This is a genomic window from Parahalioglobus pacificus (genome assembly GCF_014652275.1).
Classification (GTDB): domain Bacteria; phylum Pseudomonadota; class Gammaproteobacteria; order Pseudomonadales; family Halieaceae; genus Parahalioglobus; species Parahalioglobus pacificus.
In genome coordinates this window covers 300349-312890 of record NZ_BMYM01000001.1, presented here as the reverse complement: position 1 = coordinate 312890, position 12542 = coordinate 300349, and the positions used below count along the sequence as shown (strand labels likewise).

Sequence of the window (12542 nt, the reverse complement as noted above, 5' to 3'; positions counted from 1 at the left end):
GATCCTATAAACTGCCACTGGCCCTGACAAGACTGGTGACCTGGCGACTGCGACGCTGCAGCACACTGTACAAGCGCGCTTGCCGGCCAGCAATCTCCACCTGCGCACTGAGCAGAAAGTAACCGGAGCTGGTACCGAGGAGGTTACCCACATCATCCAGCGCCCTGTCGGCAAACACAGGATCGCTGAGTAGATCCTCAACATCGACAAACCCCTGCTCCTGCCGTTTTAACACCAGGGCTTGCCCTTCTGTCACGGTAAGGGGAGTAAGGTCATCGTTGGCATTGATGGTACGCAGCAGTGTCGGGGGCGCCGTGTGTATATTGAGCGTTCGCGGTTGCTGCGGCCACACCGTTACCAAAGGTGCCAGCGCTTGATAAAGCGGCTCTGTCATGGTCGCCAGAGCACGCAATTCACTCACACTGGCGAAAGGCCGGTTTGCGCTGCGGTAGGCCGGGGTTCTACCAAAATAGAAGTCATCCTCGGCACCGTTAAAGCGCGCCTGCGTATCCACATCCAGCCAGTCAGCGATGGCTTCGGTGAGCGCAATGGCTTCCTGTTCACCCAGGGCATTTTCTTCCAGCGCCTGAAGCAGGCGAACGAACTGCATCTGTGACGGCGTAAAACGGGGCCGGTTTGTTGATGCATTGTCGCGCGCCGGTGCGCTCAGGCTGTTGAGATTAAAGCGCCCCTGTAAATCCTCCAGAGAGCCCATCAACCAACCGCCCTCCTCCAGTGGGTACGGCGTCGCCTCCTGCGCCCAGATTTCGGTGAGATCATCCCGCGGCTGCTCGCGCTGTTTGTCCTGATCATAGTCCAGCACCAGTGCGAGCGAGGCTAAGTCCTCTGCGCCGCGCAGGTAGGATTGAGACTGCTCTCCGAGGAACAGGTTGCTGCCACGCTGATAAAAAATCGTGAACTGTCGCTGCATGGCCACCATCAGTCCGGCGCACACGGCAAAGATCAACAGGGCAATAACCAAAGCGGCGCCTTGCTGACGCAAGCGGCCAGTAAGGCTGCGACTGGGCGAGGGGCGATTAGAGTGGCGGTAAGACATAAAGCTGGCTCATCTCATCGCCATTGGGAAAACCCACCGTTACCTCCAGCGCCACCGGCGGTGCCAATCGACTGTCGGCACCCTGCGCGACCTGCACCCAGGATGAGGGCCACTGTCGGGTATCCACATTGCTGCCGCGACCGAGGCGCAACTCTTCCACCGTGCCCAGGAAGGCGAGCTCCACGTAGTCAACGCCGGTGAGCAACTCGACCGGACGAGGTTGCGTATCCCCTGCCCTATCCAGCACGGGATAACTGTCGCGCCACAGGCCGTTATCCTCCAGCCGGTAGTTCACCCGCTGCAAATTACTGCGCGTAAACCCGGTCGGGTTGTGCCAGCCAGCGCGGGTGAAACTCAACAAAAAGCGCGCCGCCTGTCCGCCAATCAGCGCAGGTTCAACATCGCCAAACTCATCCCTGACAGGCCGGTCAACAAACTGTCCCAAATCCCTGGAGAGCATCGCGAAGGCGCGATTGACTTCCGTGACGCGCGCGGCCGTTGCCTGAGCTGACTCTACGCCCGTGATCACGGTAGAGAGGCTGGTGTAAGCCACAGCGGCAACGAACGCTGTGATAGCAAGTGCGATAAGTACTTCCACCAGGGTGAATCCGGCCTGCCTGCCTAGCCTCATTGCGACCCACCCTGCTGCGTACCCTGACCCGGTAGCGAGAAATCTTCAGAATCCAGCGGCGGTTGCGGCTGGGTCGATTCAGTGTCGCCCTCGCCGTCCTGGGGCTGCTCTCCGGGCGGATTAGGGTCAATCGCCAGCGCCGCCGACATAAAGCCGATCAGCGTATGCAGAGGCGCATCGGGCAATGCCTCTTCCTCGGCGGCGACGGTGACTACAACGCGGAAAAACTCCGGTACTTCTGTAGCCTCTGTCGCCACGCGCCAGTACCAGTCTCGTCCGCCCTGGGTGCTCATCCCCGACTCGCTGCCTGCTAGCAGGCTCTGTCTGGCTCGACTGACCAGGCGCAGTTCGGTCATCTTATTACTCGCAACACGCTGCGCTTCCGAGCGCTCGCGCAGGTATTCGATACCGTCTATTTGCTGATACAGGGTGAATAACAGGGCTGGCAGCGCAATGGCGACAACCGTCAGCGCCACCATGACTTCCACTAGCGTGAAACCTGTCTGCCTGGCGTTAATCACCGTCTTCATCCAGTGGTACTCCGCCGGGCAACAGGTCAAAGCGGCCCAACAGATCCCAGTCCGCTCGCCACAGCACGCGACCGCTGCGGGCATCGGTCCAGACTAAGCTGCCGGGTGTCGTCTCACCGCTGCTGTAGAAGATCACCTGTGGCGTCTCATCTCGCTGTTCGTCGTCGCCCGCCAGAGGCGGTGCCGACAAGTCTTCAAGTTCCAGAATCACGTCGATGCCAGCGTCGAACTGGCGCGCCTCAAACACGTCGGCGGCGATATCCGGGCTGAGCCAACCCTCGGGCCTGCGCTCGCGCCAGCTGTAACTGACCGCAGTTTGGCCATCTTGAAAATCCCGACGCAGTAGCAACCCGTAATCCCTGCCGCTGAGCTGTGCTTCATCCAGGGCAAAGTTGGCGACATCTGCAAGATTGGCCACCTCAGCAGACAGCTTGCGGTCTTCGTTGCCCGTGTTCACCGCCAGAGTCACCATCGAAGTGATCACGACAACAACGAAGAGCACAACCAACAACTCCAGTAGGCTGAAGCCGCTCTGGCGTGCGGTCACTTCAGATCACTCCTGGGGTTTCCAGTTACCCAAATCCTGATTCTGGCCGTCACCGCCTGACAAACCATCCGCGCCCAGAGAATACAGATCGAATTCACCGTTCTCACCGGGGCTGAGGTAAAGGTAGGGTCGTCCCCAGGGGTCAACCGGCACTTCCGCCAAATAGCCCCCGTCCTTGAAATTACGGGGCGCCGGGTCCAAAGAGCTTGGCTCCACCAAGGCGATCAGACCCTGCTCGCTGGTGGGGTAACTGAAGTTATCCAGCCGGTAGATTTTCAGTGCAGTTTCAATCGCCTTGAAGTCGGCCTGCACTTTCTGAATGCGCGCCTCATCCGCGCGATTGAGCACAGTGGGCGCCACCACACTGATCAACAAACCCATAATGACCAGTACTACGAGAATCTCCACCAGGGAGAAGCCACCCTGACGGTGACGTATTGCGCGCGTATTCATAGCGTTATCTTACCATCGTGTTTAAGTCGAAAATCGGCAGCAGGATGGCCAGCACGATGGTAAGGACCATCACTCCCATCACAACGACCATGAGCGGCTCGAACAAACTCATTACCGTACCCAAAGTCATTTCCAGCTCGCGTTCCTGATTGGTCGCGGAGCGTTCAAGCATCGTTTCCAGTTCGCCACTGGTTTCTCCACTGGCGACCATGTGGATCATCATGGGCGGAAAGTGCCCGCTTTGACCCAGTGCACGGTGCAGGCTGCTGCCCTCCTGTACCCGCTCGGCCACCTCGGCGCTTTCATCTCGGAGCACGAGATTGGTCAACACCTGACCGGCAATGCGCAGTGACTCCAGCAGCGGTACACCACTGGCCATAAGAATACTCAGCGTAGAGGCGAAACGGGCCGTATCCACCGCAATAACCACACGGGAAATTCCCGGGATGCGCAGTAAAAGCTGATGCCAGCGTTTGCGCCGCACCGGATTACGTAGCAGCCGTTTGAACACTATCGCCGCAACCACCAGCCCGGCGAACACCCAAAGACCGTAATCCCGGAAGAAGTCACTGGCTGCGATCAGCATCACGGTCAGCGTCGGCAGTTCGCGGCTGGTGTGGGCGAAGATGCCCACCAGCTCCGGCACCACAAACACCATAAGCGCAACAACAACAGCAACAGCCACACCCATCAGGATGAACGGATAAATCATTGCCATCTTTAATTTCTGGCCGGTGTATTGGCGCTGTTCCGTGTAATCCGCCAGTTGCTCAAGCACCGGGCCAAGATAACCCGCATGCTCGCCTGCATTCACCATGGCCCGGTACATCTCGCTAAACACCAGTGGAAACTCACCCATGGCATAGGCCAGCGTGTGTCCCTCGGCAACGCGCGAGCGCACCTGCAAAAGTAGACCCTTGGTGCGAGGCTTTCTGCTTTGTTCAGCCGCCGCCTGCAGGCATTCGTCCAATGGCAGGTTTGATTGCACCAGCGTAGCCAGTTGTCGCGTGACTAAGGCCAATTCCGCAACGCCCACGCGTGGTGTGATAAGTGGCAGGCGCAAACCCTCGGTTTTGCCTGTCGCGCCTGTCGCCTGAGACACTTCAACGGGACGCAGGCTGCGCCCGCGCAACTGGGTGCGCACTTGACGCTCGGAGTCGCCCTCCAGCACGCCTTTAACAAGCTTGCCTTCGTTGTTCAATGCACGGTAACGGTAGGCTGTCATGGGGTGGCAGCGCTCAGCTTACGGAGGTGACGCGCAGCACTTCCTCGAGGCTGGTTTCGCCCGCAAGAATGCGCCGACGCCCATCTTCCTGGATGCCGGGATACCGCTGCCTGGCCAGTTCAAGCATCTGTTGCTCACTGGCAGACTCATGGATCAACAGACGCATGGCATCGTCGATCTCTATCAGTTCATAGATGCCGGTACGACCGCGGTAGCCGCTAAAGTTGCAGGCACTGCAACCCTTGGCATGGTAGATCACCTGCGCGGGATCCGGCGACTGGCCAAGCACTTGCCACTCCGAGTCCGTGGGATGCGCCGCTTCTTTGCAGTCATCGCACAAGAGCCTGACCAAACGCTGCGCCATGACTGCCAGCAGGCTTGATGACAGCAGGAAGGGCTCTATGCCCATATCCTGTAAGCGCGTTACAGCGCCAATAGCCGTGTTGGTGTGCAGCGTAGAGAGCACCAGGTGTCCGGTGAGGGACGCCTGGACAGCGATTTCCGCAGTCTCCAGATCGCGAATCTCGCCCACCATGACGATATCCGGGTCCTGGCGCAGAATGGCGCGCAGGCCTCGGGCAAACGTCATATCGACCTTGGTGTTCACCTGTGTCTGACCGATCCCCGGCAGCATGTACTCCACCGGATCCTCAATCGTGAGGATATTGCGTGAACTCTGGTTAATGTGGGACAAGCCGGCATAGAGGGTAGTAGTTTTACCTGAGCCGGTGGGGCCGGTGACCAGAATAATGCCATGGGGGCTGCTCAGGGCCTGCTGGTAGCCCAGCAAAACCTGTTCGTTCATTGCCAACTGGGCGAGTTGGAGCTGACCGGCCTGCTTATCGAGCAGACGCAATACCACGCGCTCCCCATGTGCAGAGGGGATTGTGGACATACGAATATCCACGGCATGCCCGGCTATACGCACCGAGATGCGACCGTCCTGTGGGACACGTTTTTCAGCGATGTCCAGTTTGGCCATCACCTTCAGTCGTGACACCAACAGTGGCGCCAGCATGCGCTTGGGCGACAGCACCTCGCTGAGGACACCATCTACCCGGTAGCGGATACTCAGGCGGTCTTCAAAGGTCTCTATGTGAATATCTGAGGCCTTCTCCCTCACGGCTTGCGAAAGGATGGCGTTAATCAGACGAATGATGGGCGCGTCATCCTCAGCATCCATCAAATCGCCCGCATCGGGAATCTCATCCGCCAAACGGCTCAGGTCCACGTCCGCGCTTAGGTCCTCTGCCATCTGCATGGCTTCGTTGTTACCGCGCTGGTAAGACTGGGTGAGTCGACGCTGGAACTCCTCTGCAGATACGGTTGCCAGCGTGAAGGGGCCACCGACCACTCGACGCAGTTCCGCGATGACCGGCAATGTGAGTTGCCCCGTGTGATACACAGTCACTGCACCCGCCTCGGCGCCCAGTAACACACTGTGCTCCTTGGCGAAGCCAAAAGGCAGCTGAGCTCCACCCTCTACCGGCGGTTCGATCAGATCGGGGGCCGCTTCAGAAGAGTCCATCAGGGAGACCCCTGCTCCTCGCTGGGATTATCCGCCGGCGCTGGTTCTTCCATAGCTTCCAATTGCTGAATCTGCGACTCCCACTCCGGCAGTACCGGTAGCCTGTCATCCTCAAAGAACTCCAGCCCCTGCTCGCGTCGATTAGCCTGTTGTTCACGGATATAGCGATACTTCTCTGCAGTCGCACCGGCCAAGGTCGTGTCGTCACGAATAATGGTCGGCCGAATAAAGATCAGCAGATTGCGTTTGGTGACGGACACGCCGTCATTGCGGAACAGCCTCCCCAAGAAAGGAATATCGCCAAGGAAGGGCACTTTCTCCTGCGCATCCTGAATGTCGTCCTGGATCAGGCCTCCCAGAACCACAATGCGGTTATCAGAGGCCAGTACCTTGGTCTGAATTGTGCGCTCGTTGGTAATAATGTCTGAGGCAATGGGATTGACGGTCAGGCTGGAGACCTCCTGCTCGATATCCAACACCACCGAGTCACCCTCGTTAACCTGGGGTGTCACCTTCAAAGTGATGCCCACGGTTTCCCGCTCAATGGTCTGAAAGGGATTCTGCGCGCCGTCGCCGCCGGCGCCGGTGTTGGTAAACGATCCGGTGACGAAGGGCACGTTTTGTCCGACAGCGATGAGGGCTTCCTGGTTATCCAGTGTCAGCAGACTGGGTGTCGACAGAATATTGGCATTACTGGTCTGCTCAAGCGCATTCAGAATCACCGTCATGGTCAGGTCGTCATCCACTGTGCCCCACCCCAGTGACAGGCCCGGAGTTTGTGCCAATGCACCCGCCAGGGCACCGATATCGAACTCATCGCTCAGTCCCCCGGCGTCGCCGTCTCCGTCCCCATCACCCGGCAGTACGGCATCGGCGATGCGCCGTGCAGCCGACGTATCCTGGCTGATATTGCTGCCATAGAAGCCGGAGTCATTGGCAAACAACCACTGCAGCCCCAGGTCCTGGCCGTCGACCATCTCCATCTCAACGATGATGGCCTCTACCAGCACTTGGGCACGACGGATATCCAGTCGGTGAATCACCGCCTCCAGCGCCGCCATTTCATCGGCGTCGGCAGTAATAATCAGCGAATTGGTGCCTTCATCGGCTTCAATGGTCGATCCACCTGCGGCACGTCGTTGCTGCGGGGTACCCTCCTCATCCAGTGCACTGATGTTTTGCATGACGCGCGTGAGCACCTCCGCAATCTCTGTAGCCTGCGCATACTCCAGATACACCACCTTGACGTTACCGCTCTGCTCCAGCGGTGTATCAAGGTGTTCGATCAGGCGGCGAATACGGGCACTTTCCAGCTCGTCTGCACTGACCAGAACGCTATTGGTGCGAGAGTCGGCTACCAGCAGCATTTCAGGGTCTGCACCTCCACTTTGTTGAGTCTCAGACTTGTTCAGCTCGGTGATCATGCGAACAACATCATCTGCCACCGCATACTTCAAGTTGACGATGGTAGTTTGCTGGACCGCAGACTGGTCCATACGACGAATGATGTCCTGAATACGTGAGATATTGGCGGCGACGTCGGAGATGATAATGGCGTTACTGGGCGCGTAGGCCGCCATGTGCGCCTGCTGTGGCACCAGAGGGCGCAACACCGGGATCAGTTTCGCGGCCGAAATGTTCTCCAGGCGAATCACCTGGGTGACGTACTCGTCGCTGCTGTTGATGCTGGTCTCGTCACCCACAGCAACCGGTGCCGAGCGCGCATCCTTACTCTGGATAACCCGCACAACCCCGCCAGAGCGAACCGCGGTATAGCCGTGCACATCCAGTATGCTTAAAAACAGGTCGTATAGCTCATCACTGGATACAGGCTTGGAGGACACCACCTTCACCTTGCCCTTTACGGAAGGGTCTACCACGATGGTGGTGCCCGTGGCGTCCGCCACAAACTTGATCAACTCCTGAATGTCAGTCTCTTTGAGATTGACCGTAAAATCCTGAGCCTGCAGCGGTTGCGATAAACCCGTGGCTACCAGACACAGCGCGAATAGACCGCGTCGCAGCGAGGTGGTAACAGGGTGCGTCAGGCGAGCGACGACAGTAACAATGGACAAACAAATTCTCCTGAACGCAGTCATTGGTCTAGTTCCCCTGCAAACTGACGGCCAGGGACAGGGTCTGGCCATCACGTTGCAGATCAAACACTGCCTCCTCAGCGGAGCGCATGGTTTGGTATAGACGCATAGTATTGGAAGGGTCGCTCAAGGGCATCCCGTTAACGGCAGTGACCAGATCACCGGGCATAAAACCCAGCAGTTGGAACTGCTCATGGTGCTTTCCCGGGGCGACCCGATAACCCAGTAACTGCCCACCTTCGCGCACCGCGCTCACACGCACCACGTCGGCCAGGGAGCCAGGGTCTTCATACAGTTGTTGCCGGTAGCTACTGGCGAGGCTACTGGCAACAGCCGCATCTGTTGCATTTGCCGGCTGTGCAGGTCGCTGGCGCACAGCGCCACCCTCGCTGGGTGAGGAAGAACGCTGAGCCGCATCCAAGGCGCTGTCATCAAAGAGTGTCAGTAGTTCGTAAGTACCTGCATTGTCCAGCACCACCTGCTTGGGCATCACCTTCGCCAGCACAACCTTGCCTGCCACGGGCAGTTCGTCGTCAACCGCGTAGACCTGCTGCTGGGAGCGGTGTTCAATGATCGCATGACCCAAGCCGTCTTCTGTGGAAGCCAGGATACCTCGCAGCTGTAAGTTCAATCGGGTCTCCCGGGCGCCACGCTCAATACCGTCGCGCCCAGATGAGCTGGGCTGGCTGATGACCGGCGTTTCGGGCTCGCTGGCTGCTGCACCAAACAGCTGCCACTGCGCAAAGCGGGAGGTGTCTACAGCGGCGGCCGCAGCGCTGGAATTGCGCTGGGTCAGGGGGTTAACCACGCGATTGGCGGGGACTTCAGCCGTAGTGGGCTGCGGCAGCAATGACCAGAGCAATTGCGCGACCGCCAGGACCATCCAGAGTACCAGCAAGGCACAGATGCCCCACTTCAGTCGGCGCTGCCAAAGGGGCTGGGAAAGCACACGGGAGGAGCTTCTCAGAGCTGCAGCGAACCGCTGCAGCAACGCGCTGTTCGACAGGGCGCTGCCCGACAGTCCGCTGCGGTGAGTGAGCCATTGGGCTGGCAAAACGTACCCCTCGATTTCCCTGCACGGTCATTGCCGTCCAGCTTATGATGACCCGATTATAGGGGCCAGCATTGAATGTGAAAACTATGACAGTTTCATGAATCAGGCCGTGCAAGATTCAGCTGGGCAGACTTAGGACTACGCAGTGATCAGGGGTTAGGCGAAAGCCTCCATCGCAAAGGCAACCCTGTCCTGAGCGGAGACCTGACGCCGCTCACGCATGGCTTCTATTTTTCTCAGTCGCGGCAGAAGGCCGCGATCATTGGCCACCTGAATCGCCAATCCAGGCCTGGCGTTGAGCTCTAACAATTGGGGACCCTGACGGGCATCCAGCACCAGGTCGGTGCCCATGTAGCCCAGCCCCGTCATCTCATAACACCGCGATGCCAGCACCAGCAGTTCTTGCCAGTTATCGATCTGCAGGGTATTGAGTGGCTTACCCGTATCCGGATGGCTGTCACAACGCTGGCCGTCTTGCACGGCAAACAGGCAACGTCCCGTATCCATCCCAAGACCTACACCTACAGCCCCCTGGTGCAGATTCGCTTTTCCATCCGAGGCATGAGTCGCCAGACGCAACATCGCCATCACCGGATAGCCGCGAAAGACAATAATGCGGATATCGGGCACCCCCTCATAGGAATAACCTGCGAAGCCGTCATCAAAGGCGATAAGGTCTTCGGCGATCACCACATCAGGCACCCCCGACAGTGAGTAAAGCCCGGCCAGTGTATTGCTCATGTGGCGCTCAAGATCAGCCATGGTCAATACCGCGCCCGAGCTCTTGACGAAGTTTTCGCCATCGCGACCATTCACGACAAGTATCCCCTTGCCGCCCGAACCCTTGGCAGGCTTGAGCACAAACTGCTCCATCTCCTGGATGCGCGCACGGTACTCGTGAATCTCATGCTGCTCGCGCACCACAAAGCGCAGCTGGGGCGTGGGGACGCCGTACTCCTGCGCCAACAGCTTGGTTTTCAGTTTGTCGTCGACCAGGGGATAGAGGCGACGCTGGTTATAGCGCCCAATGTAGTCGATATTTCGACGGTTCATCCCCAGCATGCCGCGCTGGCGCAGCTGCGAGGGCCGAATGAACGCCGGGCTAGTCATCCAGCAACGCCCGGAAGCGGTACAGCTCTGTCAGTTTGTAACCCGTGTACTGTCCCATGGCGAGAATCGCCGCCAGCAGGATGAGGTTGAGCTCAGGGAAGTTAAAACTCAGGTGCTCGAGCAAGGGGTGATGCATCAGCAGGTAGGCCACGATGGCCACGAACAGGCTACCGCTGCCCTGTATCAGCACCTCCCGCGCACCCTCTTCTTCCCACAGGATCGACATACGCTCGATGGTCCAGGCGATAATGATCATTGGGAAGAAGGTAATCACCATGCCCGTGCTGTAGCCGAGCTGATAGCCAATAACACTGAGTGCAGTGATCACAAAAATGACCAGCACGATCAATGTGGCGATGCGCGCCACCAGCAATAGGTTCAGTCGCGACAGATAGGCACGCATCATCAGGCCGATGGCCACCACGGAGACAAAACTCACTAACCCCGGCAACAGTGACGTCTGCAAAAACGCCAATGAAATCAGGATAGGCATGAAGGTGCCCGCCGTTCGCACCCCCACAAGCACACGCATAAACACCACTACCGCTGCGCCCAGTGGCAGCAAGAGCAACATGCGGAACATGCTTTGTTCTTCGATGGGCAGACTGTGCAAGCCAATCCGCGCAAAGGCGCTGTCACTGTTGGTTGTGTAAGCCAACTGCTGCACAGGCACACTCTGACGCAACATGGAGAAGCTCACCCGAGAGTTCCTGCCTCCGGCTACATCCAACAAGGAAGCGCCAGCGCGATGCCACAACAGGAAATCCGCCGGCATGCCGGGTACGCCTGTCACGGGGTTGTGAAGTACCCAGCGGTCGTCCAGATACACGTCCACCAGCGACGCGAGCGGTTGCCGGCGGCGAGCATCACGCAGGTAGAGGCCCATCACCTCTCTGGCAGGGATACCTTCCTCATTCAGCAATCGAACCAGTAGCCCAGCCCTGTCTTCGGCCTGACCCAGCAGCAACGCCGCGTTCTGATCCAGCGGCTGTACATTCAGCGACTTCACCAGTTCGCGCACCAAGCTACGCGGCCCCGCAGAGGTCTGTCGTGCTCTGTCCAGCAAATTCTGGGCTGCGGTTGATTGCGCATCATTCCAGAACACAGAGACTGCGCGGGGTGGCGCAGAAGGCTGCCCTGGAGTCACAGCCTCTGGCGGCTGGGCAACAAACTGTGCCGAGAAATACAGTGTCTGGGCGCCGCTGGCTTGCCGGCGGGTCCATTCCGCGCGTCGATCATCGCCCTGCTCCACCACCGCATAGCCGTAACCTGCACTCGCGGACTGCTCATTAAAGGCTGAATAGCCGGCGTCGGCCTCGGGAAGGCTAAGGCTGACGTTCACCGGGCCGCCCTGGGCGCGAAAATCCACGCGAGCTTCGACCAACCAGACTTCGGTTTCGGCACCGGGCAACAAGGGTGCACCGGTCTCCATATGGCGCAGGGCTGCTATCAGCACCCCGGCGAGGGCAAGTGCGCCAACAACGGTAAAAAAGCTGGTCCGGGAGTTCACGGGCTACTGTCGTCAGGCCGGGACAGAGGCGCGAGGTTTACCTGGCTGACATCCACAATCATCATGTCGCTGAGCACATTGCGGCCCACCAGGACCTGATAGTCCAGGTGACTGCGATTGGACAAGGTGAACTCCGCCGTTTGCCGTACATCGCCTACGACGATGCCCAGACGAATCACTGCACGGCGTTCTGCCTGATCGGTATTGGCCTGAATGATTCTCGCCCGCCTAACGAGGCGGCGCTCCATCTCAACGGACTCACCGCTGTCGGGATGCACGATGCTAAAGCGCACCCAGTTGCGCCCATCTCGTTCGAACATTTCTATATCGCGGGCATCCAGCGACGCGGTTTCAGCCCCGGTATCGATGCGCGCCGGCAGGGCCAGGCCGAACTCCTCCAACCAGACAGTCTCCCGGCGCCCAACCATGAGCTTGCCGGGTTCGGGTTCCTGAACGGCCTCCGGTGGGGCAGGACAACTGACTGCAGGGGCCGGCGGGACCGGTTGGGGCTGCGGAATATCTTCAATGGCCTGCTGCAGGGCCTGCAGTTGCTGCGTCTGCGCTTCGAGCGCCTGCTGCTGGGCGGCAATTGCGTCTTGCTGAACCGCCAGTGCTGCATCACAGGACGCACGAGTCGCCTGACTGTTATCAACAATGTCGTGCTGACGCTGCTCAATCAGGGTTGTTCCGCAGCCAGCGATCAGCAAGAAGATACCAGCCCAGGCACAGCGAAGCGGAAGCAGGCGACCAGTCATGACGGTATCAGTGGCTATTGCGGCGGCAAGGTCAGGTATCAGGGAC

General features: G+C 58.9%; 12 protein-coding genes. All 12 read right to left on the bottom strand.

Annotation, left to right across the window (positions count from 1 at the left end; genetic code table 11):
• Positions 1-4: 4 nt before the first annotated feature.
• Positions 5-1057, bottom strand: a complete 1053-nt coding sequence (gspK, locus tag IE089_RS01445; protein WP_189474473.1) for a type II secretion system minor pseudopilin GspK — start codon at positions 1055-1057, stop codon at positions 5-7.
• Positions 1038-1688, bottom strand: coding sequence for a type II secretion system minor pseudopilin GspJ (gspJ, locus tag IE089_RS01440; RefSeq protein ID WP_189474471.1), 651 nt, complete (start codon positions 1686-1688; stop codon positions 1038-1040). Before gspJ ends, gspK begins: the two co-directional genes overlap by 20 nt.
• Complete coding sequence (gene gspI, locus IE089_RS01435; protein WP_189474469.1) at positions 1685-2218, bottom strand: type II secretion system minor pseudopilin GspI; 534 nt, start codon at positions 2216-2218, stop codon at positions 1685-1687. Before gspI ends, gspJ begins: the two co-directional genes overlap by 4 nt.
• Complete coding sequence (locus IE089_RS01430) at positions 2202-2765, bottom strand: GspH/FimT family pseudopilin (protein ID WP_189474467.1); 564 nt, start codon at positions 2763-2765, stop codon at positions 2202-2204. The genes gspI and IE089_RS01430 overlap by 17 nt, the downstream gene beginning before the upstream one ends.
• Before the next feature lie 6 nt (positions 2766-2771).
• Positions 2772-3218, bottom strand: coding sequence for a type II secretion system major pseudopilin GspG (gene gspG / locus IE089_RS01425; RefSeq protein ID WP_189474465.1), 447 nt, complete (start codon positions 3216-3218; stop codon positions 2772-2774).
• Positions 3219-3222: 4 nt separating this feature from the next.
• The gene (gspF, locus tag IE089_RS01420) at positions 3223-4443 is read right to left on the bottom strand and encodes a type II secretion system inner membrane protein GspF (RefSeq protein WP_189474463.1); all 1221 of its coding nucleotides are present in this window, start codon (positions 4441-4443) and stop codon (positions 3223-3225) included.
• 13 nt (positions 4444-4456) lie between these two features.
• On the bottom strand, positions 4457-5971 hold the full coding sequence (gene gspE, locus IE089_RS01415) for a type II secretion system ATPase GspE (RefSeq protein WP_189474461.1): 1515 nt from the start codon (positions 5969-5971) through the stop codon (positions 4457-4459).
• On the bottom strand, positions 5971-8070 hold the full coding sequence (gene gspD, locus IE089_RS01410; protein WP_189474459.1) for a type II secretion system secretin GspD: 2100 nt from the start codon (positions 8068-8070) through the stop codon (positions 5971-5973). Before gspD ends, gspE begins: the two co-directional genes overlap by 1 nt.
• Before the next feature lie 4 nt (positions 8071-8074).
• Positions 8075-9121: a type II secretion system protein GspC gene (gspC, locus tag IE089_RS01405; RefSeq protein ID WP_229802524.1), complete on the bottom strand. Its 1047-nt coding sequence runs from the start codon at positions 9119-9121 to the stop codon at positions 8075-8077.
• Positions 9122-9277: 156 nt separating this feature from the next.
• On the bottom strand, positions 9278-10231 hold the full coding sequence (locus tag IE089_RS01400) for an alpha-L-glutamate ligase-like protein (protein WP_189474458.1): 954 nt from the start codon (positions 10229-10231) through the stop codon (positions 9278-9280).
• Entirely contained in the window at positions 10224-11741 is a 1518-nt protein-coding gene (locus tag IE089_RS01395; RefSeq protein ID WP_229802523.1) for a UUP1 family membrane protein, read from the bottom strand. Before IE089_RS01395 ends, IE089_RS01400 begins: the two co-directional genes overlap by 8 nt.
• A complete protein-coding gene (locus IE089_RS01390) occupies positions 11738-12496 on the bottom strand; it encodes an ATP-dependent zinc protease family protein (RefSeq protein ID WP_189474457.1) in 759 nt (252 codons plus the stop codon). Before IE089_RS01390 ends, IE089_RS01395 begins: the two co-directional genes overlap by 4 nt.
• Positions 12497-12542 lie beyond the last annotated feature (46 nt).